Source organism: Plantimonas leprariae (genome assembly GCF_008802405.1).
Lineage (GTDB): Bacteria > Pseudomonadota > Alphaproteobacteria > Rhizobiales > Rhizobiaceae > Plantimonas > Plantimonas leprariae.
In genome coordinates this window covers 1-21,826 of the sequence record NZ_VZDO01000021.1, presented here as the reverse complement: position 1 = coordinate 21,826, position 21,826 = coordinate 1, and the positions used below count along the sequence as shown (strand labels likewise).

Genomic DNA, 21,826 nt, shown 5'->3' with positions numbered 1-21,826 from the left:
GCAGCGGGCTTCGAGCCGAAGAAGCGCCGCCCCGAACTTCACACGGAAACGTGGTCGCGGTTGCAAGCCGATTATTGACGCAGGCCGTAACTATAAGCTGTCCGGCTACGAAACCATAGCTGAGATCCGCGACAGGGCGAACCGCTAGACATGGCTCGAAATACGCAAACCGCGCTCGTCTATCGCCAGCGCATCCCGACGAGGGTGACGCACTGGCTCTGGGCGATGTGCCTGTTCTTCCTGCTGCTCTCCGGCCTGCAGATTTTTATGGCGCGGCCCGATCTCTATATCGGCCAGCAGTCCGGCTTCACCTTCGACAACTCCGTCCTCTCGATCGACGCGACGCAGCAGGGGGACGGGACGCTGGCGGGATACGTCGATCTGTTCGGCCACCGGTTCGATACGACCGGCTGGCTCGGCGTGGTGAACACCGACCAGGGCCCGACGCCACGCAGCTTCCCGACATGGGCGACGATCCCATCTTTCCGCGATCTCGGCACGGGACGCGTCGTGCACTTCTTCTTCGCCTGGACCCTCGCCGGAACCCTCTTCGCATGGTTCCTGTTCAGCCTGTTCAACGGCCATCTGCGCAAGGACCTGCTGCCGCGCCCGCATGATCTTCGCGCCCTGCCGCGCGACGTCTGGAACCACCTGCGGCTTCGGTTCGAGCACCGGCGGGAGTACAACGTCCTGCAGAAGCTTTCCTACTTCTCCGTGCTTTTCGTCGCGCTGCCGCTGATGTTCGCCACCGGCCTCACCATGTCGCCCGGCGTCAACTCGCTGGCGCCCTGGATGCTCGACCTCTTCGGCGGGCGCCAAACGGCCCGCACCATCCACTTCGCCGTTATGCTCGCGCTGGTGCTGTTCTTCGTGGTTCACGTCGCGATGGTGGTTCTCGCGGGCCCGTTCAACGAGATGCGTTCGATGATCACCGGCTGGTATCGCGCCGAACCGAGGTCCGCCGATGCCGAAGTTTGAGCTATCCCGCCGACGCTTCCTGACCGCCTCGGCGGTCGGCGCGGCTTCGCTGCCGCTGTCCGGCTGCTTCGATTCGGTCGGAGAGATCGGCGGACCGGTGCGCAACGTGGTGGAGCGGGCGAACTCGCTGACCTACCGCATCCAGCGCATGCTGCTCGGTTCCGACAACCTGGCCGTGGAATACGCCGAGAGCGAGATCCGCCAGCCGCAGCGGCCGAACGGCACGACGAGCCCGCAGGACGAGGACTATCTGGCGCTCGCCGGCAAGACCTTCGCCGACTACCGGCTGGAGGTGAGCGGTCTGGTGGACCGGCCGCTACGCCTGTCGCTGGACGAGTTGCGCGCCATGCCGTCCCGCACGCAGGTCACGCGCCACGACTGCGTGGAAGGGTGGAGCTGCATCGCGAAGTGGACCGGCACGCCGCTGGCCGGCGTGCTCGACCAGGCCGAGGTGAAGCCGAATGCGCGCTACGTGATGTTCGACTGCTTCGACACGATGGAGCAGAGCTTCACCGGGCCGCTGAAGTACTACGAATCGATCGACCTCGTCGACGCCCGTCACCCGCAGACGATCCTCGCCTATGGCTGCAACGGGCAGACGCTGCCGGTCGAGAACGGCGCACCGCTGCGCGTTCGCGTCGAGCGGCAGCTCGGCTACAAGATGGCGAAATACATCCGCGCCATCCGCCTCACCGACACGCTGGCCGGCGTCGGTGGCGGCCGCGGCGGCTATTGGGAAGACTACGGCTACGACTGGTTCGGGGGGATCTGACCAGCTTACGGCGCGGCGACAGAAAGCATCGCTGCAGCGCGCATATCCGCAAAGCGTCCGGCGCGGCGGGCTTCCGCTTCGGCGTCCGCGCCCCATTGCTCGATGTTCCAATCCTCGTCGACATGCGCCGCGGCCCATGCGGCCTCGACGTTCAGCCGGCCTTCGAGCACGGCCAGCGCGAGGAGGACCGAGCCGGTGAGCGTCGTCATCTGGTGCAGCGCCGCGATGCGGAACGGATTGCTCTCCCTTCCGATCCAGGCGCGGAAGGCGGCGAGCGAGGCGGGCGGCTGGGCGACGTGCATGACCCCCTCGCCTAGGACGAAGCGGCCGCCGACATGGGATTCCGCCCAGGCGACGATCGGGTCCCAGGCGGCACGCTGCCGCTCCGCGAGCGCCGTCGGCGCATCGGCGCGATAGAACAGGAGGTCCGATTCGACGAACTTCGCCGCATCGTCGCGGACCGCGGCGGGGTCGTCGGCGATGCCTTCGATCACGGTGTTCGCCAGACGGGTCGCCGGCATGGTGGCGGGATCGATGCGCTCGCCCTGCGCTCGCCACTCCGCCGCGACGGCCTCCGCAACAGCGGCTGACGGCAGCACGAGCGGACGGCGCGACGGCGTCTTCACGCCGCGCCCGTCGAGCAGCACGGCATAGCCGCCATCCGCGGCGCTGACGGTCACCGCTTCGTAGAATCGTTTCGGCAGTTCGGGCTGGGTGATCCGGCGGATGTCGGACAAGGGTCAGGCCTCGCTGGACGCTTCGTCGAAACCGAAGAGATTGAAGGTCTGCACCATGTGCGGCGGCAGCGGCGCGATCTGGTCGATCATCCCCTGCCCGTCCGGATGCGGGATGCGGATGCGCCGCGCGTGGAGGTGCAGGCGCTTCTGGACGCCGCCGGGGAATTCCCAGTTCGGGTCGTCCTCGTAATACTTCGGATCGCCGATGATCGGATGGCCGAGATGCGCGGCGTGGACGCGGAGCTGGTGCGTGCGGCCGGTATAGGGCTCCATCTCCACCCAGGCGAAGCGCTGCGCGAGCGCTTCCACGACCCGGTAGTGCGAGAGAGCGTGGTCGGCGCCGGCATCGCCGTGCTTGGCGATGCGCATGCGGTCGCCGTCCGGCGTCGCCTGCTTGACCAGATACGTGGAGATGCGCCCTTCCCGCTCGCGGGGCACGCCCTTCACCACCGCCCAGTAGAGCTTCTCGCTGTCGCGTTCGCGAAAGGCCTTGGTCAGCGCCACGGCCGCGCCGCGCGTGCGCGCGACGACGAGGATGCCGGAGGTGTCGCGATCGATGCGATGGACGAGGCGGGGCTTCTCGCCCTTCTTGTTGCGCCAGGCCTCCAGCATCGAATCGACATGCCGCGAGACGCCCGAGCCACCCTGCACCGCCAAGCCGGCCGGCTTGTTGAAAACGAGCACCTTGTCGTCCTCGTAGAGCAGCATCTGCGAGAGCACGTCGCCATCGTGCCGGTCGCGGATGGTGTTCATCGTCAGCGGCCCGGACGGCCCGCGCGCCGCATCCGCCTCGATCGGCGGGACGCGAATGGTCTGGCCGGGCGCGATGCGCGTATCGGCCTTGGCGCGGCCGCCGTCGACGCGAATCTGCCCGGAGCGCAGGAGCTTCTGGAGGTGGCCGAAGCCGAGCCCCGGATAATGCAGCTTGAACCAGCGATCGAGGCGAAGTCCCGCCTCGTCCGCCTCGACCTTCACCTGCGCGACAACCGCCATGGCCTGCCCTTGAACGATACGGGCCTCCGATAGCATCGGGCGAAGCGCGGCGCGAGCGCGCTCACTCGCCGCCGCGTTCCCGGCGCAGCTTCGCCCAGTGGTCGAGCCTTTTGGCGAGCGTCGCCTCGAAGCCGCGCGGCGTCGGGTCGTAGAAGCGCTGGCGGCCGAGCTCGGTCGGGAAATAGTCCTGCCCCGAGAAGGCGTCCGGCTCGTCGTGGTCGTAGCGATAGCCCGCCGCGTAGCCCTCGTCCTTCATCAGCTTCGTCGGCGCGTTGAGGATGTGCTTCGGCGGCAGAAGCGAACCGTTCTCCTTCGCCGCCCGCATCGCAGCCTTGTAGGCGACGTAGAGGGCGTTCGATTTCGGGGCGGTCGCCAGGTAGACGACGGCCTCCGCCAGCGCGAGCTCACCTTCGGGCGAACCGAGATAGTCGTAGGCGTCCTTCGCCGCGCTCGCGACGCCGAGCGCCTGCGGGTCGGCGAGGCCGATATCCTCCGATGCCATTCGCACCAGCCGCCGGCCAAGGAAAAGCGGGTCTTCGCCAGCATCGACCATCCGGCAGAAATAGTAGAGCGCTGCATCCGGGTCGGAGCCGCGCACCGCCTTGTGCAGCGCGGAGATGAGGTTGTAGTGCCCCTCCTGCCCCTTGTCGTAGACCGGCGCGCGGCGCTGCACGACCGTCTGAACGGCCGCGACATCGAACGTCTCGCCGGGTCGCGCGGCGCGCCAGACCTCCTCCGCCAGCGTCAGGATCGCGCGCCCGTCGCCGTCCGCCATCCGCACCAGGGCGGCGCGGGCCGCTTCGTCCATCGGCAGCGGCTTTCCCTCGGCGGCTTCGGCGCGCTCGAGCAGCTTGGCAAGGCTCGTCGCATCGTGGGCGCGAAAGATCAGAACGCGTGCGCGTGAGAGAAGCGCGGCGTTCAGCTCGAAGGACGGGTTCTCGGTGGTGGCGCCGACGAGCACAACCGTGCCGTCTTCCATCACCGGCAGAAACGAGTCCTGCTGCGCCCGGTTGAAGCGATGGATCTCGTCGACGAACAGCAGCGTCGACCGGCCGTTGCGGTGCCGCAGCCGGGCCGCCTCGAACACTTTCTTCAGGTCGGCGACGCCGGAGAAGATCGCGGAAATCTGCTCGAAGGCGAAATCCACTTGCGTCGCCAGAAGCCGCGCGACAGTGGTCTTGCCGGTTCCGGGCGGCCCCCAGAAGATCATCGAGCCGAGCGACCGCTGGCCGAGCATGCGCGTCAGGACGCCGCCCTCGCCGGTCAGATGCTCCTGCCCGACGACCTCGGCCAGCGTGCGAGGCCGCAGACGATCCGCCAGCGGGCGCGAACTCGCCACCTCGTCGGTCGCCTTGCCGGGCCGCGCCGGCGCATCCTCGCCGAAGAGGTCAGCCATGCCGCTCGGTCATCGCACCACCTGCGTCAGCCGCTGCCCGTCCCGCTCGACCTCGAACCGCCAGCCGCGGCGCGCGCCGACCGCCATGCGCTCCAGCGCGGCCGTGCTTTCCACCTCGTCGCCGTTCAGCGTGAGGATCACGTCCTTCGGCTCCAGGCCGAACCGGGCCGCGAGGGAGCCTCGCTGGATATCCGTCACCACCACCCCGGTCTGCGTCACGGGCAGGTCGAGGTCGTCGGCGAGTTTCGGCGAAAGGTTCGCGACGCTCGCGCCAGCGAAGGGCGTCTCGCCTTTCAGCACGCGCCTGTCCGCCGCCGGCTTCTCGGGCGCGGGCCGTAGGGGAAGCTCGATCGTCTCGCGCTCGTTGCCGGAGAGCACCGAAAGCTTCACGGTCTTGCCGATGCCGGCCGTCGCCAGCCGGTAGCCGAGCGTATCGGGGTCGACGATCTCGAAACTGTCGATGGCGAGGACGACATCGCCGGGCTTCAGACCGGCCTCGGCGGCCGGCATGTCTTTCGCGACGTTCTCAATCAGCGCACCACGCGGACGGTCGAGCCCGACGGCTTCGGCGACGTCGCGGCTGACCGGCGTGAACGTCGCGCCGACGAAGGGGCGCTCGAAGCGCTTGCCCGTCTTCGCCGCTTCGACGAACACCCTCACCATGTTGGACGGTATGGCGAAGCCGATGCCGTTCGAGCCGCCGGAACGCGAGAAGATCGCGGTGTTGATGCCGATCAGCCGGCCGGAACTGTCGATCAGCGCGCCGCCGGAATTGCCCGGGTTGATCGCGGCGTCGGTCTGGATGAAGAAGCCGAAATCGTTGGTGCCGATATGCGTGCGCGCCAGTGCGGAGACGATACCGTTCGTCACCGTCTGCCCGATACCGAACGGATTGCCGATCGCCAGCACCAGGTCGCCGATCTCGAGCCGGTCGGAGTCGGCGATGTCGAGCGAAGCGAAGGGTTCGCGGTTGTCGACCTTCAGAACCGCGAGATCGATCCGCTCGTCCTTCGCGAGAAGCCTGGCGTCGAACTCCCGCCCGTCGGCTAGCGCCACGCGCACCTCGTCCGCATCGGCGACGACGTGGTTGTTCGTGACGATCAGCCCGCTCGGATCGACCACGACGCCGGAGCCGAGCGACGACTGGACGCGCGGTTGGCGGCGCTGCTGCGCGCCGAAGAACTGCTCGAAAAACGGGTCGCCGGCGAAGGGCGAGCGCTGGGGCACGGTCTTCGCCGCGTAGACGTTCACCACCGCCGGGGCGCTCTTCTTCACCAGCGGCGCGAAGGACATCTTGATCTGCGGTAGGCTGGTCGGCACCGCCGCATCGCCCTGCCCACCCGACGTCGCCGGCGCGATCGGCACCGGCGCCTGGGCCGCGACCGGCGAGGCGCCCAGCGCGACGGCGGAACCAAGGACGGCGATCAGGAAAGGATAGGTCTTCAAACGGCAATTCCTCGCAACGCGACTCGCTCAGCGTCATCGCCTTGAAGCCATGCCATTACAACGAAAAAGGGGCCGGAACGGCCCCTTCTCGCAACTTATCGGAACTGCAACTCTCAGCGCTGGGCGGTGTCCTGCGATACCGTGGCGGCATCGACAGGCAGTTCCGCCGTGGCGTAGCTGGCGGTCAACACGCCGAAAGCGCCGATGGCGGCGAGAAGGGTGAGGAGCGTACGACGCATGGTATGCTTACTCGACTGGAGTTGAATGTCCGCAGTTTGCATGGAACTCATTTAATCCGCGTAAAGCGCCACTCCCCCGAGCGGCATCGTGTGCGTTCGCCATAAGAATGCCGTCTTCGCCAGCGGGTTTCCCGCCGACGCGAAAAAAGCTGTCTCAGCTTGTTGAGCCGGGCTATCGCACACGCGGCATCCAGCGCCTATCGCAAAGCGGCAACAGCCGTCGCACCGCTCGATTTCGCACAGAAAACAAAGATGTGGAGCGGAAACGGTTCGTGTCCGCACGAACTTCCGCTGACCGACTAGCCAATCGGCTGACGGTTGGTGGGCTGCGAAAAAGCCACTCGGAAGATTTCTTCCTGAGTAGCCGCAACCAATTTGCGGATGCCCCTCTCACACATCATCGGCATCAAGCTCGCGAAGGAAACGAAAAAGGGCCCCGCAGGGCCCTTCGTCTCGTATCCGCTCTGCTGCCGGTTCAGGCGGCTTCGCTCTCGCCGCCTTCCGCCTCGACGCGGTCGCGGTCGATCTTGCCGCGCGCGTCCGGATCGCGGTCGACGAACTCGATTACCGCCATCGGCGCGTTGTCGCCACGGCGGAAGCCGGCCTTCAGAACGCGGGTGTAGCCGCCGTTCCGCTCGGCGTAGCGCGGGCCGAGCACGTCGAAGAGCTTGGTGACGACGCTCGGGTCGCGGACCTGGCTGATCGCCTGGCGGCGGGCGTGAAGATCGCCGCGCTTGCCGAGCGTGATCATCTTCTCGACGATCGGACGGAGGTCCTTCGCCTTCGGCAGGGTCGTGACGATCTGCTCATGCTCGATGAGCGAGGCCACCATGTTGGCGAACATCGCCTTGCGGTGGCTGTGGGTGCGGCCGAGCTTCCGGCCCCTGTTTCCGTGACGCATGGTTCTTCCCTCGAAAGAGGCCGGGAGACCCGGCAGTCGGCATCCTCGCTATCCCGTGGAACCGGGCGCATGTGCCTTTGAATGATTGCCTATATGCGAAGACCCGCCGCTCAAGCGCGACGGGTCGAGTCGGACGAGGATCAGTACTGGTCCTCGAAGCGCTTGGCCAGATCGTCGATGTTCTCCGGCGGCCAGGCGGGCACTTCCATGCCGAGGTGCAGGCCCATCGAGGCCAGCACTTCCTTGATCTCGTTCAGCGACTTGCGGCCGAAGTTCGGGGTACGGAGCATCTCCGCCTCGGTCTTCTGGATCAGGTCGCCGATATAGACGATGTTGTCGTTCTTCAGGCAGTTCGCCGAGCGGACCGAAAGCTCCAGCTCGTCGACCTTCTTGAGCAGCGCCGGGTTGAAAGCGAGTTCCGCGATCTGCTCGTCCGCCGCGCCGCCGACACCGCCACGCACGTCGCGCTGCGGCTCCTCGAAGTTCACAAAGACGGAAAGCTGGTCCTGGATGATGCGCGCCGCGTAGGCGACCGCATCCTCGCCGCTGATGGAGCCGTCGGTGACGATCTCCATCGTGAGCTTGTCCTTGTTCAGGTCCTGCCCTTCGCGAGTGTTCTCGACGCGGTAGGAGACCTTCTTCACCGGCGAGAAGAGCGAGTCGACCGGGATCAGGCCGATCGGCGCATCCTCGGCGCGGTTCTGGTCGGCCGGGCGGTAGCCCTTGCCGGTGTTGACCGTCAGCTCCATCCGGATTTCCGCGCCCTCGTCGAGAGTGCAGATCTCGTGCTCGGGATTGAGGATCTCGATATCGCCGACCGTCGAGATGTCACCCGCGGTGACGACACCGGGCCCCGACTTGCGCACGACCATGCGCTTCGGCCCTTCGGCTTCCATCTTGATGGCGATTTCCTTCACGTTCAGCACGATGTCCGTCACGTCCTCGCGGACGCCCGGAATCGAGGAGAACTCGTGCAGCACGCCGTCGATCTGCATGGCAGTGACGGCCGCCCCCTGCAGCGAGGAAAGCAGCACACGACGCAGCGCGTTGCCGAGCGTCAGCCCGAAGCCGCGTTCCAGCGGCTCGGCGACGAGCGACGCCTTGGCGCGGTTGCCGCCGCTCTTGAAGACGACCTGATCCGGCTTGGTGAGATTCTGCCAGTTGCTAGCGATCATGGCATTTGCCTTTCCATCTTCGCCACCATCCAATCGTGACGACAGATTCGAAGCGGGAGACCGGCTCCCGGATTATTCGTCGTCCGAACGCGAATGCCGCCCCCGTGAGGGAGCGGCTCGGTCGGCTCGAAAAGAACTTTGCGTCAGACGCGGCGACGCTTGCGCGGCCGAACGCCGTTGTGCGGGATCGGCGTCACGTCGCGGATCGAGGTAATGGTGAAGCCCGCCGACTGCAATGCGCGGAGCGCCGACTCGCGGCCGGAGCCCGGACCGGACACCTCGACTTCCAGCGTGCGCATGCCGTGCTCCTGCGCCTTGCGGGCGCAATCCTCGGCAGCGATCTGCGCGGCGAACGGGGTCGACTTGCGCGAGCCCTTGAAGCCCTGCTGACCGGCGGACGACCAGGAAATGGCGTTGCCCTGCGCATCGGTGATGGTGATCAGCGTGTTGTTGAAGGTCGACTGGACGTGCGCGACGCCGGTCGAGATGTTCTTGCGCTCGCGGCGGCGAACGCGCTGCTCCTTGGCCATTCTCTCACTTCCTCAAGATATCGACACCGCCGTAATGCCAGCGGCTCCACCTCGGCATCGCGCCCGAAACCGGACGCGCCGAAATTACTTCTTCTTGCCGGCGATCGCCTTCGCCGGACCCTTGCGGGTGCGGGCGTTGGTGTGGGTGCGCTGGCCGCGCACCGGCAGGCCGCGGCGATGGCGCAGGCCGCGATAGCAGCCGAGGTCCATCAGCCGCTTGATGTTCATCGAGGTCTCGCGGCGAAGGTCGCCCTCGACCTGATAGTCGCGGTCGATGATCTCGCGGATCTGCAGCACTTCCGCGTCGGTCAGGTCGTTGACCCGGCGCTCCGGCGTCAGCTTGACCTTCTCGCAGATCTGCTGCGCGTAGTACTTGCCGATGCCGTGAATGTACTGAAGCCCGATGACGACGCGCTTGTTGCTCGGGATGTTGACGCCTGCGATACGGGCCAAGGCCGTACTCCTGATGGATGGGCGCTCGCGCCCGCATGATTTCGACGATTTCGGCCGGTCAGCCAATACGACCAGGCAACGCGCCCGATTGGGCCGTCCCGATCGCAGCGGAACCGTGTATCGGGCGGATATAGTTCATCGATTCCTCGAAAGTCAACCTTTCGAGGGTACTCGCCAAGTCGGCTTCAAGTCGCCGGCGGTTCCGCCTCCGAAACCACGGTCGCGATATCCTTTGCCACCTCGTCGATCGGCTTCATTCCGTCGACGAACTTCAGGATGCCCTTGCAGTAGTAGAAACCCACCAGCGGCGCCGTTTCCTTGTAATAGGATTTCAGCCGGGTGCGCATCGTCTCCGGATTGTCGTCGGGGCGGCGGACGAAGTCGGAACGCCCGCACTTGTCGCAAACGCCTTCGACCTTCGGGCGTTGACCATCGTCGTTGTAGCTCGTGCCGCAGTGCGCGCAGGAAAACCGCCCCGCGACGCGCTTGACGAGCTCGTCGTCCTCGACCCGCATCTCGATGACGTGGTCGAGCCGCAGGCCCTTGCCGTGCAGCATCGTTTCGGTCGCGTCGGCCTGCGCGAGCGTGCGCGGGAAGCCGTCGAGGATGAAGCCGTTCTCGCAGTCCGGCTGCTCGATCCGGTCGGCGACGATCTGGATCACGATCTCGTCGGACACGAGCTTGCCCGCCGACATGATTTCCTTGGCCTTCAATCCGACCTCGGTCTGGGCCGAGACGGCCGCGCGCAGCATGTCGCCGGTGGAGAGTTGCGGAATGCCGAATCGGTCGATCAGCTTCTTGGCTTGGGTGCCTTTGCCCGCCCCCGGTGGCCCGAGCAGAATCAGCCTCATCTTGCGCCCCGTCTCCCCCCTCTGAGCTTCGCCTTGCGGACGAGGCCTTCGTACTGATGGGCGAGCAGATGTCCCTGCACCTGCGCCACCGTATCCATCGTCACGCTGACGACGATCAGCAGCGACGTGCCGCCAAGGTAGAACGGAACGCCCAGCGCCGAAATCAGAAATTCGGGAAGCAGACAGATTATGATCAGGTAGATCGCGCCGATCACCGTAATGCGGGTGAGCACGTAATCGATGTGCTCCGCCGTCCGCTCGCCCGGCCGGATGCCCGGGATGAAGCCGCCGTGCTTCTTCAGATTGTCGGCCGTGTCCTTCGGGTTGAACACCACCGCCGTGTAGAAGAAGGCGAAGAAGCCGATCATGGCGGCATAGAGAATCATGTAGAGCGGCCGGCCGTGGCCGAGCGAGGCGACGATCGCCGTCGCCCAAGGCGGCAGATTCGCCGTGTTGGAGAAGTTCGCGAGCGTCACCGGCAGGAGCAGTAGCGACGAGGCGAAGATCGGCGGGATGACGCCCGACGTGTTCAGCTTCAGCGGCAGATGCGAGGTGTCGCCCTGGAACATCCGGTTGCCCACCTGGCGCTTCGGATACTGGATCAGCAGCCGGCGCTGGGCGCGCTCGAAGAACACGATGAAGGCGATGCAAAGGATCGCGACCGCGATCACCAGCAGGATAACGCTCGTCGACAGCGCGCCCGTGCGTCCGAGATCGAGGAGATGCGCCACCGCCGTCGGCAGGTTCGCGACGATGCCGGCGAAGATGATCAGCGAGATGCCGTTGCCGATGCCGCGGGCGGTGATCTGCTCGCCGAGCCACATCAGGAACATCGTGCCGCCGGTCAGCGTCACCACCGACGACATACGGAAGAACAGGCCCGGATCCGAGACGATGTTGGACGACGTTTCCAGGCCGACCGCGATGAAATAGGCCTGGACGACGGCGAGCAGCACCGTGCCGTAGCGCGTGTACTGGTTGATGATCTTCCGGCCCTGCTCGCCCTCCTTCTTGAGGGTCTCGAGCGACGGGATCACCGACGTCATGAGCTGGATGATGATCGATGCCGAGATGTACGGCATTATGCCGAGGGCGAAAATCGCCATGCGGCCGACGGCGCCGCCCGCGAACATGTTGAACAGGCCGAGAATGCCGGTCGACTGCTGCTGAAACGCCCGCGCCAGCGCCTCCGGGTTGATGCCCGGCATCGGGATGTACGTGCCCAGCCGATAAACGAGAAGCGCCCCCAGCGTGAACCAGATGCGCTTCTTGAGGTCGGTCGCCTTGGAGAAGGCGCCGAAATTCAGGTTTGCGGCGAGTTGTTCCGCGGCCGATGCCATGTCCAGGGTCTCCGGCTAGCCGATCGATGGGTTCGCGACCCGCGCCTTGCCCGCTCGATCGACGCGCGAGAGATATGCGGTCCGGGAAGCCCGGGCAAGCGAGCGGAGACGCCTAGCATCCCCGCTCCTTCTATGTCGTCAGGCTTCGGCCGAAGCCGCGGCCGGCAGGGTGATCGACCCGCCCGCCTTTTCGATCTTCTCGACGGCCGACTTCGACGCGTGGTCCGCGACCAGCGCGACCTTCGCCGTCAACTCGCCGTCGCCGAGGATGCGCAGGCCATCCTTCGAGCGGCGGACGACGCCGGCTTCCTTCAGCGCGGCGATGTCGATCGAACCGGTCGCCGCGAGCTTGCCCGCGTCGATCGCCTGCTGGATGCGGCCGAGCGACACGATGTTCCAGTCCTTCGCGAAGATGTTCACGAAGCCGCGCTTCGGCAGACGCCGGTAGAGCGGCATCTGACCGCCCTCGAAGCCGTTGATGGCCACGCCCGAGCGGGACTTCTGACCCTTGACGCCGCGACCGGCGGTCTTGCCGGAACCGGAGCCGATGCCGCGCCCAAGGCGCTTCCGAGAGTGCGTGGCGCCCGGCAGGTCGGAGATTTCGTTGAGTTTCATGACGCTTCCTCCGGCCTTACGCCTCGTCCACGATGCGGACGAGGTGGCTGACCTTGGCGATCGCCCCGCGGATCGAAGGTGTATCCTCCAGCTCGCGGCGGCGATGCAGCTTGTTGAGACCGAGACCGATCAGCGTGGCGCGCTGGGTGCCGGGGCGACGGATCGGGCTGCCGATCTGCTCGACGACGAGCGTCTTCTTCGTGTTCGACATCGAAGCGCTCCTTAAGCCGGGGCCTGCTCTTCCGAGCCGATCAGGCTCGAGCGGCGGCTCTGGAGAGAGGAGTACTTGATGCCCCGGCGAGCGGCGACGTCCTTCGGATGCATCGAGTTCTTCAGTGCGTCGAAAGTAGCGCGAACCATGTTGTAGGGGTTCGACGAGCCCATCGACTTCGCGACGACGTCGTGCATGCCGACCGCCTCAAACACCGCGCGCATCGGGCCGCCGGCGATGATGCCGGTACCGGCTTCCGCCGAGCGGAGGTAGACCTTGCCGGCGCCGTGGCGGCCGGCGACGTCGTGATGCAGCGTACGGGCTTCGCGCAGCGGCACGAAGATCAGGTCGCGCTTGGCGGCTTCCGTCGCCTTGCGGATCGCCTCCGGCACTTCGCGGGCCTTACCGTGGCCGAAGCCGACGCGACCCTTCAGGTCGCCGACGACGACGAGCGCGGCGAAGCCAAAGCGCCGGCCGCCCTTCACCACCTTGGCGACGCGGTTGATGTGGACGAGCTTGTCGACGAAACCGTCGTCGCGCTCGCGATCGTTACGATCTTGACGATCGTTTCTGGGCGCCATGATCCTGTCCTTGTTCTTTTCCGGAAGGCGCTGCGTTGAGGAAGCTGAAAGCTTCCCGGCGAAAGGCTAAAGCCGAAAACCCGTGTCGGTTTCCGGCCCCGGCCATACTGGATGATGCGTCGGAGGGGAAGAACCCTCCTTGCGATCAGAAGCTGAGACCGCCCTCGCGCGCGGCTTCCGCCACCGCCTTGACACGGCCGTGGTAGATGAAGGCGCCGCGATCGAAGACGACCGTCTCGACGCCCGCTTCCTTGGCGCGCTCGGCGATCAGCTTGCCGACCGCCGCGGCGGCGGCGATGTCGGCACCGGTCTTCAGATCCTTCTTTAGACCGGCATCGAGCGTCGACGCGGCCGCGAGCGTCACGCCCTGCGCGTCGTCGATGACCTGCGCGTAGATGTTCTTCGACGAGCGATGAACGGACAGGCGCGGGCGGCCGTTGGCCACCGCCTTGACGGTCCGGCGGACGCGCGATGCGCGGCGGCGGAGCATTTCCTTTTGGCTAGCCATCGTCCCGACCTTACTTCTTCTTGCCTTCCTTGCGGACGATGCGCTCGCCGGCGTACTTCACGCCCTTGCCCTTGTAGGGTTCGGGGCCGCGGTATTCGCGGATCTCGGCGGCGACCTGACCGACCTGCTGCTTGTCGATGCCGCTGATGACGATCTCGACCGGGCGCGGCACGGCGACCGTGATGCCTTCCGGCACCTGATAGACGACGTCGTGGCTGTAGCCGAGCGCGAGTTGCAGGTTCTTGCCCTGCATCGCCGCGCGGTAGCCGACGCCGGAGATCTCGAGCCGCCTTTCGAAACCGGTCTTCACGCCGGTGAAGATGTTCGAGATCATCGTGCGCGACATGCCCCACTTGGCACGGGCGGTCTTCGTCTCGTCGCGCGGGGTCACGGCGACAGCGCCGTTCTCCATCTTGACGAGCACTTCGTCGTTGACGACGAAGGACAGTTCGCCCTTCGCGCCCTTAGCCTTCACCGTCTGGCCGTCGACCGAGACGGTCACGCCGTCCGGGATCGATACGGGCTTCTTGCCGATACGGGACATGAGTTCAACCTAACCTGAAAGCGGAGGAGCCTGCGCGTCGTCGTCAGACGACGCGGCAGAGCACCTCGCCGCCGACGTTCTGCTCGCGGGCGCTATGGTCGGCCATCACGCCCTTCGGCGTCGAAAGCACGGAGATGCCGAGGCCGTTCGCGACATGCGGAATGGTCTTGGCGGACACGTAGACGCGACGGCCCGGCTTCGAGACGCGGGCGATCTCGCGGATCACCGACGCGCCCTCGTAGTACTTGAGCTCGATCTCGAACTCCGACTTGCCGTTCTCGAAAGCGGTTTCCGTGTAGCCGCGGATGTAGCCTTCGTCCTTCAGGACGTCGAGCACGCGACCGCGCAGCTTCGAGGCGGGGGTCGAAACCTTGCCCTTCTTGCGCTCGACCGCGTTGCGGATGCGGGTCAGCATATCGCCGAGAGGATCGGACAGGGACATGGGACTCGCCTCCTTACCAGCTCGACTTCACGACGCCGGGGACCTGGCCGTTGTTGCCGAGTTCCCGGAGCGCGATACGCGACATCTTGAGCTTGCGGTAATAGGCGCGCGGACGCCCTGTCACCTCGCAGCGGTTGCGCACCCGCGTCTTGGACGAGTTGCGCGGCATGCCGGAAAGCTGCAGCTGCGCGCGGAACCGCTCTTCGATCGGCGCATCCTGATTCATGATGATCGCCTTCAGCGCCTCGCGCTTCGGAGCGAGACGCTCCACCATCTTGCGGCGCCGGTTGTTCTTCTCGATCGAGCTCTTCTTCGCCATGTTTGGCTCCTTGTCTCGCGGCCGTTACTGGCGGAAGGGGAAGTTGAACGCCTTGAGCAGGGCGCGCGCTTCCTCGTCGGTCTTCGCCGTCGTACACACGATGATATCCATGCCCCAGATCTGATCGACCTTGTCGTAGTTGATCTCGGGGAAGACGATGTGCTCCTTGAGGCCCATAGCATAGTTGCCACGGCCGTCGAAGCTTTTCGGATTGAGCCCGCGGAAGTCGCGGACGCGCGGCAGCGCGACCTGCAGCAGCCGATCCAGGAACTCGTACATCCTGTCCTTGCGGAGCGTCACCTTGGTGCCGATCGGCATGCCCTCGCGGACCTTGAACTGCGCGATCGAAGTGCGAGCCCGCGTGATCACCGGCTTCTGGCCGGCGATGAGCGCCAGGTCCGCCGCCGCCACGGTCGGCTTCTTGGAATCACCCGTCGCCTCGCCGACGCCCATGTTCAGGACGATCTTGTCGAGCTTCGGCACCATCATCTCGTTCGCATAGCTGAATTGCTCCAGCATCTGCTTGCGGATGGCGTCGCCGTAGACCTGCTTCAGGCGCGGGGTGTATTGAGCCTCAGGCATCGATCTGTTCTCCGGAACGCTTGGCGAAACGCACCTTCTTGGCGTTCTCGCCCTCGCCCACCAGCTTGAAGCCGACGCGGGTCGGCTTGCCGTCCTTGGGATCGGCGATCGACAGGTTCGAGAGGTGGATCGAAGCTTCCTTCGAAACGATCCCGGCTTCCTGGCTCGCCGTCTGGCGCTGGTGGCGCTTGATCATGTTGACGCCGCGGACGACCGCGCGGTCTTCCTTCGGCATGACCTGCAGGACTTCGCCGGTACGGCCCTTGTCCTTGCCGGCGGTGACGACGACCTTGTCGCCCTTGCGAATCTTCTGCATCGTCGTCGTTCCTCAGAGCACTTCCGGCGCCAGCGAGATGATCTTCATGTGGTTCCGGGCGCGCAGTTCGCGCGGCACGGGTCCGAAGATGCGGGTGCCGATCGGCTCCTTCTTGTTGTCGATCAGGACAGCGGCGTTCGTATCGAACCGGATCACCGAACCGTCCGGACGGCGGATGTCCTTGGCCGTACGGACCACGACCGCCTTCATCACGTCACCCTTCTTCACGCGGCCGCGCGGAATCGCCTCCTTGATGGACACGACGATCACGTCGCCCACCGAGGCGTACTTCCGCTTCGAGCCGCCCAGCACCTTGATGCACATGACGCGACGCGCGCCGGAATTGTCCGCGACGTCGAGGTTTGTCTGCATCTGAATCATGTCAGGCCGCCTTAACTGCGTGGCAGGCACCGCAGAAACCCGCGATCATCCTGCCGTTTGAAACTCGTACGGGCCGACGCTATGAGGCGCTCGTCCCAGGTATTTCATCTGCCGAGACCGGCGGCCACAAGCCGCCGGACTGCCGCGACGATTAGGCGCTCGCCGCCGCTCCGGCTTCCGATTCCACCACGATCCAGGTCTTGTCCTTCGAGATCGGACGGCTTTCCTGGATGAAGACCTGATCGCCGACCTTCTTGGCGTTGGTCTCGTCGTGAGCCTTGTACTTCTTCGAACGACGCACCGTCTTCTTGAAGAGCGGGTGCGTGAAGCGGCGCTCGACGAGCACCACGACCGTCTTGTCGTTCTTGTCGGAAACGACCGTTCCCTGCAGGATGCGCTTGGGCATATCGTTTCGTCCTTAGGCCTTCGCCGCGGCCTTCTGGCCGGCGATCGTCTTGATGCGCGCGATGTCGCGGCGGATCTGCCGGACGCGCGACGTGTTCTCGACCTGGCCGGTCGCAGCCTGGAAGCGCAGGTTGAACTGCTCCTTCTTCAGCTTGCCCAGCTCGTCGGTCAGCTGGTCCTCGGTCAGGTTCCTGATTTCGGCGGCTTTCACGTCGCTCTCCTTATTCTGGAATGCGCTGGATGAAGCGCGTCTTGATCGGCAGCTTCGCCGCGCCGAGGCGCAGGGCCTCGCGGGCGACATCCTCCGGAACGCCGTCCAGCTCGAACATGATGCGACCGGGATGGACACGCGCCGCCCAGTACTCGATCGCGCCCTTGCCCTTGCCCATGCGGACTTCGGTCGGCTTCGCGGTGACCGGCAGATCCGGGAAGATGCGGATCCAGACGCGACCCTGACGCTTCATCTGGCGGGTGATCGCGCGGCGGGCCGCCTCGATCTGCCGCGCCGTGACGCGCTCCGGCTCCATCGCCTTCAGCCCGAACGAGCCGTAGTCGAGGTTGGTGCCACCCTTGGCGTTGCCGTGAATGCGTCCCTTGAACGCCTTCCGGAACTTCGTGCGCTTCGGCTGCAACATGTCAGTTCACTCCAAACCGGCGCGGATCAAGCGTGCTCGCGCTCGCGCTCGCGGCGACGGCCGCCCGCGGGTGCATCGCCTTCGACCGCGCGGCGCTCGGACGCCATCGGATCGTGTTCGAGGATCTCGCCCTTGAAGATCCAGACCTTTACGCCGCAGACGCCATAGGCGGTGTGCGCTTCGGCCGTGCCGTAGTCGATGTCGGCGCGCAAGGTGTGCAGCGGCACGCGACCTTCGCGATACCACTCCATGCGCGCAATCTCCGCTCCGCCGAGACGGCCCGAGCAGTTGATGCGGATGCCTTCCGCGCCGAGACGCATCGCCGACTGCACGGCGCGCTTCATGGCGCGGCGGAACGCGATGCGGCGCTCAAGCTGCTGCGCGATGGACTGCGCCACCAGCGTCGCATCGGTCTCGGGCTTGCGGACTTCGACGATGTTGATGTGCGTCTCGGCTTTCGTCATCGTCGCGAGTCGCTTACGCAGCTTCTCGATATCGGCGCCCTTCTTGCCGATGACGATGCCCGGACGCGCCGAGTGAATCGTGATGCGGCACTTCTTGTGCGGACGCTCGATGACGATCTTCGAGACTGCCGCCTGCTTCAGCTCTTCCATCAGCGCCTTGCGGATCGCGAGGTCCTCGTGAAGGAGCTGGCCGTACTCGCCGGTGTTTGCGAACCAGCGCGAGTCCCAGGTGCGGTTGATGCCGAGCCGGAAGCCCGTCGGATTGATCTTCTGGCCCATCAGGCGGCCTCCTCCTGGCTCGCGACCTCACGGACGACGATGGTCAGATGCGAGAACGGCTTCTCGATCCGGCTCGCGCGGCCACGGCCGCGGGCGTGGAAGCGCTTCATCACGATCGACTTGCCGACGTAGGCCTCGGCAACGACGAGGGCGTCGACGTCGAGGTCGTGGTTGTTCTCGGCGTTCGCGACGGCGCTTTGCAGCGTCTTCAGCACGGTCTCCGAGATGCGCTTGCGCGAGAAGGTCAGGTCGGCGATCGCCGTGTCCACCTTCTTGCCGCGGATCATGGCGGCGACGAGGTTCAGCTTCTGCGGGCTGACGCGGATCGTGCGAGCGACGGCGCGCGCCTCGTTGTCCTTGAGCTGACGCTCGAGCTTCGGCTTGCCCATCGTTACTTCCTCTTCGCCTTCTTGTCGGCGCCGTGACCGTAGTAGGTCCGGGTCGGGGCGAACTCACCGAACTTGTGCCCGATCATCTCCTCGTTGACGGAGACCGGGATATGCTTGTTGCCGTTGTAGACCCCGAAGGTGAGGCCGACGAACTGCGGCAGGATCGTGGAGCGACGACTCCAGATCTTGATTACCTCGTTGCGGCCGCCTTCGCGAACCTTCTCGGACTTCTTGAGAAGGTAGCCATCGACGAACGGGCCCTTCCAGACTGAACGGGTCATGAAAAGATCCCTTCCTTACGACTTGCGCTGGTGGCGCGAGCGCGTGATGAACTTGTCGGTCGACTTGTTCGAACGCGTCCGCTTGCCCTTGGTCGGCTGGCCCCACGGCGAGACCGGGTGACGACCGCCCGAGGTACGGCCTTCGCCGCCGCCGTGCGGGTGGTCGACCGGGTTCATCGCGACGCCGCGAACGTGCGGGCGCTTGCCGAGCCAGCGGGACCGGCCCGCCTTGCCGAGGTTGACGTTGCCGTGGTCGGCGTTCGACACCGCGCCGACCGTCGCAAAGCAGGTGCCAGAGACGAGCCGCTGCTCGCCGGAGTTCAGGCGCAGGATCGCCATGCCGCCTTCGCGGCCGACGAGCTGCGCGTAGGTCCCGGCGGAACGGGCGATCTGACCGCCCTTGCCGGGCTTCATCTCGACATTGTGGATGATCGTGCCGACCGGCATGGCGCCGAGCGGCATCGCGTTGCCCGGCTTCACGTCGACGCCGGATGTGCCAGCCACGACCTTGTCGCCGGCCGCGAGACGCTGCGGCGCGAGGATGTAGGCCATCTCGCCATCCTCATAGCGGATCAGCGCGATGAAGGCCGTGCGGTTCGGATCGTATTCCAGCCGCTCGACCGTGCCGACCGCGTTGAGCTTACGACGCTTGAAGTCGATGATGCGGTAGGTCCGCTTGTGGCCGCCACCCTGGAAACGGGCGGTGACGCGGCCGTAGTTGTTGCGGCCGCCGGCGGACTTGAGGCCCTCGGTCAACTGCTTGACCGGCTTGCCCTTCCAGAGACCCGAACGATCGACGATGACGAGCTGTCGCTGGCCGGGCGTCGTCGGGTTGAAGTTCTTCAGTGCCATGGTTCGTTATCCCGATCGTCGCGCGTCAGAGACCGGTCGACACGTCGATCGTGTCGCCCTCGGCCAGCGTGACGATGGCCTTCTTCTGATCGCTCTGGCGACCGACCCGGCCGCGGAAGCGCTTGACCTTGCCCTTGCGGATCAACGTGTTGACCGCCGTGACCTTCACGCCGAAGAGCGACTCGATGGCCGCCTTGATCTGCGGCTTCGTCGCCTTCAGCGCGACGTTGAAGACCACTTGGTTGTACTCCGACACCATGGTCGACTTCTCGGTGATCACCGGCGAGGTGATCACGTCGTAGTGGCGAAGGTCGCTCATTTGAAGCGCTCCTCAAGAGCCTCGACCGCAGCCTTCGACAGCACGAGCGTCCGGCGGCGGAGGATGTCGTAGACGTTGATGCCCTGAACCGGCAGGACGTCGATGTTGGCGAGGTTGCGGGCCGAGCGCGAGAACCCCTCGTCGAGCTGCGGGCCGCCGATCAGCAGCGCGTTCTCCAAGCCGAGGCCGGCGAAGCTCTTCGCGACAGCCTTGGTCTTCGCTTCCGTCGCGACGAGATCGTCGATGACGATCAGGCTGTCCGACTTCGCCTTTGCGGAGAGCGCGTGGCGCAGCGCGAGCGCGCGCACCTTCTTCGGCAGGTCGTGCGCATGGCTGCGCGAGACCGGGCCGTGGGCCTTGCCGCCGCCGCGGAACTGCGGCGCGCGGGCCGAGCCGTGACGGGCGCGACCGGTGCCCTTCTGCTTGTAGAGCTTGGCGCCGGTGCGGGCGATCTCGGCGCGGCCGAGCGCCTGGTGCGTGCCGGCCTGACGCTTCGAGAGCTGCCAGCGGACCATGCGCTGCAGGATGTCTTCGCGCGGCTCGAGACCGAAGATCTCGTCGGCCAGCGTCACGGTGCCGGCATCCTTGCCGTCGAGGGTTTTGACGGTGACGTCCATGTTACTCGGCTCCCTCGGCGGCAACAGTGGCAGCGCCGTCGTTCTTCGTCGCGCCAGCGCGCAGCGCGGCCGGCTTTGGCGCGTCCTTGTGCGGCGCGACCTTGACGGCATCGCGGATTTCGATCCAGCCGCCCTTCGACCCTGGGATCGCGCCGCGGATGAGGATCAGACCCTTGTCGGCATCGGTGCGCACGACTTCGAGGTTCTGCGTGGTGACGCGCACCTGGCCCATATGGCCGGCCATCTTCTTGCCCTTGAACACCTTGCCGGGGTCCTGGCGCTGGCCGGTCGAACCGTGCGAGCGGTGGGACACGGAGTTACCGTGGGTCGCGCGCCCGCCGCCGAAGTTGTGGCGCTTCATGACGCCCTGGAAACCCTTGCCGATCGAGGTACCGGTCACGTCGACCTTCTGGCCCGGCACGAAATGCTCGGCGGTGATCTCGGAACCGATCTCGATCATGTTGTCGACGGACACGCGGAACTCCGCGAGCTTCGTCTTCGGCTCGACCGACGCCTGCGCGAACACGCCGCGCATCGATTTCGAGACGTTCTTCACCTTCGCCAGCCCGGCGCCGAGCTGCACAGCGGTATAGCCATGCTTCTCTTCCGTGCGCTGCGCGACGACTTGCAGGTTCTCCACCTTGAGAACCGTGACCGGCACATGCTCGCCCGCTTCGTTGTAGACGCGGGTCATGCCGACCTTCTGTGCGATGACACCTGACCGCATTTCTCGTTCTTTCTCCAGAGGAACCCAGGGGCCGGAGCCCGGTCGGTTCATGTCGCTCCTTAGAGCTTGATCTCGACGTCGACGCCGGCGGCGAGGTCGAGCTTCATCAGCGCGTCCACGGTCTGCGGGGTCGGGTCGACGATGTCGAGCAGGCGCTTGTGCGTGCGCATCTCGAACTGCTCGCGCGACTTCTTGTCGATGTGCGGCGAGCGGTTGACGGTAAACTTCTCGATGCGCGTCGGCAGCGGGATGGGCCCGCGCACGTTCGCGCCGGTGCGCTTGGCGGTCGACACGATCTCGCGGGTCGACGCGTCGAGGACGCGGTGGTCGAACGCCTTGAGGCGAATGCGGATATTCTGGCCGTTCATCAAATTCGTCCTCTCGTCGGGGTCGCCGGTTGGGGCGGCGTGATCCCGAGCGCTTCGGCGGTCTTCTTCACTTGCATCCAACCCGCCGCCCGAGGGCGGCGGATCATCGGCATCGAAAACGGGACGGGCCGTCAGACCCTTCCCGCCCCCGTCACTCGACGATGCTTGACACGATCCCGG

General features: G+C 65.9%; 34 protein-coding genes. 2 read left to right on the top strand and 32 right to left on the bottom strand.

The genetic code is table 11. The features are described from left to right. Positions 1–150: 150 nt before the first annotated feature. Complete coding sequence (locus F6X38_RS20345) at positions 151–978, top strand: cytochrome b/b6 domain-containing protein (protein ID WP_150973004.1); 828 nt, start codon at positions 151–153, stop codon at positions 976–978. After that, a complete protein-coding gene (locus F6X38_RS20340; protein ID WP_150973003.1) occupies positions 965–1,750 on the top strand; it encodes a molybdopterin-dependent oxidoreductase in 786 nt (261 codons plus the stop codon). The genes F6X38_RS20345 and F6X38_RS20340 overlap by 14 nt, the downstream gene beginning before the upstream one ends. 5 nt (positions 1,751–1,755) lie before the next feature. Here the strand turns inward: F6X38_RS20340 and F6X38_RS20335 are convergent, their stop codons facing one another. The 32 genes from F6X38_RS20335 to rpsJ all read right to left on the bottom strand — a co-directional run bounded on the left by F6X38_RS20335 (position 1,756) and on the right by rpsJ (position 21,646). Continuing rightward, complete coding sequence (locus F6X38_RS20335) at positions 1,756–2,487, bottom strand: ATP12 family chaperone protein (RefSeq protein ID WP_150973001.1); 732 nt, start codon at positions 2,485–2,487, stop codon at positions 1,756–1,758. 3 nt (positions 2,488–2,490) lie between these two features. Next, positions 2,491–3,480 carry an RluA family pseudouridine synthase gene (locus F6X38_RS20330; RefSeq protein ID WP_150972999.1) on the bottom strand — a complete coding sequence of 330 codons (990 nt, stop codon included), beginning with the start codon at positions 3,478–3,480 and terminating at the stop codon, positions 2,491–2,493. Positions 3,481–3,541: 61 nt separating this feature from the next. Then, on the bottom strand, positions 3,542–4,876 hold the full coding sequence (locus F6X38_RS20325) for a replication-associated recombination protein A (protein WP_150972997.1): 1,335 nt from the start codon (positions 4,874–4,876) through the stop codon (positions 3,542–3,544). 9 nt (positions 4,877–4,885) lie between these two features. Beyond that, positions 4,886–6,274, bottom strand: coding sequence for a DegQ family serine endoprotease (locus F6X38_RS20320; RefSeq protein WP_425482898.1), 1,389 nt, complete (start codon positions 6,272–6,274; stop codon positions 4,886–4,888). 161 nt (positions 6,275–6,435) lie between these two features. After that, the gene (locus tag F6X38_RS24170; protein WP_281353088.1) at positions 6,436–6,561 is read right to left on the bottom strand and encodes a hypothetical protein; all 126 of its coding nucleotides are present in this window, start codon (positions 6,559–6,561) and stop codon (positions 6,436–6,438) included. A 475-nt stretch (positions 6,562–7,036) separates the two neighbouring features. After that, positions 7,037–7,462, bottom strand: coding sequence for a 50S ribosomal protein L17 (gene rplQ, locus F6X38_RS20315; RefSeq protein ID WP_150972995.1), 426 nt, complete (start codon positions 7,460–7,462; stop codon positions 7,037–7,039). Between the two features lie 140 nt (positions 7,463–7,602). Continuing rightward, a complete protein-coding gene (locus tag F6X38_RS20310; protein WP_150972994.1) occupies positions 7,603–8,637 on the bottom strand; it encodes a DNA-directed RNA polymerase subunit alpha in 1,035 nt (344 codons plus the stop codon). Between the two features lie 143 nt (positions 8,638–8,780). Continuing rightward, a complete protein-coding gene (rpsK, locus tag F6X38_RS20305; protein ID WP_150972992.1) occupies positions 8,781–9,167 on the bottom strand; it encodes a 30S ribosomal protein S11 in 387 nt (128 codons plus the stop codon). 84 nt (positions 9,168–9,251) lie between these two features. Further along, positions 9,252–9,620 (bottom strand): 30S ribosomal protein S13, encoded by a 369-nt coding sequence (gene rpsM / locus F6X38_RS20300; RefSeq protein WP_150972990.1) that lies wholly within the window; start codon positions 9,618–9,620, stop codon positions 9,252–9,254. Positions 9,621–9,805: 185 nt separating this feature from the next. Beyond that, entirely contained in the window at positions 9,806–10,471 is a 666-nt protein-coding gene (locus tag F6X38_RS20295; protein WP_150972988.1) for an adenylate kinase, read from the bottom strand. After that, the gene (gene secY / locus F6X38_RS20290) at positions 10,468–11,811 is read right to left on the bottom strand and encodes a preprotein translocase subunit SecY (protein WP_150972986.1); all 1,344 of its coding nucleotides are present in this window, start codon (positions 11,809–11,811) and stop codon (positions 10,468–10,470) included. Before secY ends, F6X38_RS20295 begins: the two co-directional genes overlap by 4 nt. 138 nt (positions 11,812–11,949) lie before the next feature. After that, complete coding sequence (gene rplO / locus F6X38_RS20285; RefSeq protein WP_150972984.1) at positions 11,950–12,426, bottom strand: 50S ribosomal protein L15; 477 nt, start codon at positions 12,424–12,426, stop codon at positions 11,950–11,952. A gap of 16 nt (positions 12,427–12,442) precedes the next feature. Then, entirely contained in the window at positions 12,443–12,637 is a 195-nt protein-coding gene (rpmD, locus tag F6X38_RS20280) for a 50S ribosomal protein L30 (protein WP_150972982.1), read from the bottom strand. An 11-nt stretch (positions 12,638–12,648) separates the two neighbouring features. Next, a complete protein-coding gene (gene rpsE, locus F6X38_RS20275; protein ID WP_150972980.1) occupies positions 12,649–13,218 on the bottom strand; it encodes a 30S ribosomal protein S5 in 570 nt (189 codons plus the stop codon). Positions 13,219–13,363: 145 nt separating this feature from the next. Further along, positions 13,364–13,726, bottom strand: a complete 363-nt coding sequence (gene rplR / locus F6X38_RS20270) for a 50S ribosomal protein L18 (protein ID WP_150972978.1) — start codon at positions 13,724–13,726, stop codon at positions 13,364–13,366. Between the two features lie 10 nt (positions 13,727–13,736). Beyond that, a complete protein-coding gene (gene rplF, locus F6X38_RS20265) occupies positions 13,737–14,270 on the bottom strand; it encodes a 50S ribosomal protein L6 (protein WP_150972976.1) in 534 nt (177 codons plus the stop codon). 43 nt (positions 14,271–14,313) lie between these two features. After that, positions 14,314–14,712, bottom strand: coding sequence for a 30S ribosomal protein S8 (rpsH, locus tag F6X38_RS20260; protein ID WP_150972974.1), 399 nt, complete (start codon positions 14,710–14,712; stop codon positions 14,314–14,316). A 13-nt stretch (positions 14,713–14,725) separates the two neighbouring features. After that, positions 14,726–15,031, bottom strand: coding sequence for a 30S ribosomal protein S14 (rpsN, locus tag F6X38_RS20255; RefSeq protein ID WP_150972972.1), 306 nt, complete (start codon positions 15,029–15,031; stop codon positions 14,726–14,728). A 24-nt stretch (positions 15,032–15,055) separates the two neighbouring features. Continuing rightward, positions 15,056–15,613 (bottom strand): 50S ribosomal protein L5, encoded by a 558-nt coding sequence (rplE, locus tag F6X38_RS20250; RefSeq protein WP_150972970.1) that lies wholly within the window; start codon positions 15,611–15,613, stop codon positions 15,056–15,058. Beyond that, complete coding sequence (rplX, locus tag F6X38_RS20245; RefSeq protein WP_150972968.1) at positions 15,606–15,929, bottom strand: 50S ribosomal protein L24; 324 nt, start codon at positions 15,927–15,929, stop codon at positions 15,606–15,608. Before rplX ends, rplE begins: the two co-directional genes overlap by 8 nt. Before the next feature lie 12 nt (positions 15,930–15,941). Further along, the gene (gene rplN / locus F6X38_RS20240) at positions 15,942–16,310 is read right to left on the bottom strand and encodes a 50S ribosomal protein L14 (RefSeq protein WP_150972966.1); all 369 of its coding nucleotides are present in this window, start codon (positions 16,308–16,310) and stop codon (positions 15,942–15,944) included. A gap of 151 nt (positions 16,311–16,461) precedes the next feature. Beyond that, a complete protein-coding gene (rpsQ, locus tag F6X38_RS20235) occupies positions 16,462–16,716 on the bottom strand; it encodes a 30S ribosomal protein S17 (RefSeq protein WP_150972964.1) in 255 nt (84 codons plus the stop codon). Between the two features lie 12 nt (positions 16,717–16,728). Beyond that, positions 16,729–16,926: a 50S ribosomal protein L29 gene (rpmC, locus tag F6X38_RS20230; RefSeq protein ID WP_150972962.1), complete on the bottom strand. Its 198-nt coding sequence runs from the start codon at positions 16,924–16,926 to the stop codon at positions 16,729–16,731. A 10-nt stretch (positions 16,927–16,936) separates the two neighbouring features. Continuing rightward, positions 16,937–17,350: a 50S ribosomal protein L16 gene (gene rplP, locus F6X38_RS20225; RefSeq protein WP_150972960.1), complete on the bottom strand. Its 414-nt coding sequence runs from the start codon at positions 17,348–17,350 to the stop codon at positions 16,937–16,939. A gap of 26 nt (positions 17,351–17,376) precedes the next feature. Next, positions 17,377–18,093, bottom strand: coding sequence for a 30S ribosomal protein S3 (rpsC, locus tag F6X38_RS20220; protein ID WP_150972957.1), 717 nt, complete (start codon positions 18,091–18,093; stop codon positions 17,377–17,379). After that, on the bottom strand, positions 18,093–18,482 hold the full coding sequence (rplV, locus tag F6X38_RS20215; RefSeq protein WP_150972955.1) for a 50S ribosomal protein L22: 390 nt from the start codon (positions 18,480–18,482) through the stop codon (positions 18,093–18,095). The genes rpsC and rplV overlap by 1 nt, the downstream gene beginning before the upstream one ends. 2 nt (positions 18,483–18,484) lie before the next feature. Next, positions 18,485–18,763, bottom strand: a complete 279-nt coding sequence (gene rpsS, locus F6X38_RS20210) for a 30S ribosomal protein S19 (RefSeq protein ID WP_150972953.1) — start codon at positions 18,761–18,763, stop codon at positions 18,485–18,487. Between the two features lie 15 nt (positions 18,764–18,778). Then, positions 18,779–19,615, bottom strand: coding sequence for a 50S ribosomal protein L2 (gene rplB, locus F6X38_RS20205; protein ID WP_150972951.1), 837 nt, complete (start codon positions 19,613–19,615; stop codon positions 18,779–18,781). A gap of 25 nt (positions 19,616–19,640) precedes the next feature. Next, complete coding sequence (locus tag F6X38_RS20200) at positions 19,641–19,934, bottom strand: 50S ribosomal protein L23 (RefSeq protein WP_150972949.1); 294 nt, start codon at positions 19,932–19,934, stop codon at positions 19,641–19,643. Next, complete coding sequence (rplD, locus tag F6X38_RS20195; protein ID WP_150972947.1) at positions 19,931–20,551, bottom strand: 50S ribosomal protein L4; 621 nt, start codon at positions 20,549–20,551, stop codon at positions 19,931–19,933. The genes F6X38_RS20200 and rplD overlap by 4 nt, the downstream gene beginning before the upstream one ends. Before the next feature lies 1 nt (position 20,552). Further along, entirely contained in the window at positions 20,553–21,278 is a 726-nt protein-coding gene (rplC, locus tag F6X38_RS20190; RefSeq protein WP_150972945.1) for a 50S ribosomal protein L3, read from the bottom strand. Positions 21,279–21,337: 59 nt separating this feature from the next. Continuing rightward, positions 21,338–21,646 carry a 30S ribosomal protein S10 gene (gene rpsJ / locus F6X38_RS20185; RefSeq protein ID WP_007066362.1) on the bottom strand — a complete coding sequence of 103 codons (309 nt, stop codon included), beginning with the start codon at positions 21,644–21,646 and terminating at the stop codon, positions 21,338–21,340. Positions 21,647–21,826 lie beyond the last annotated feature (180 nt).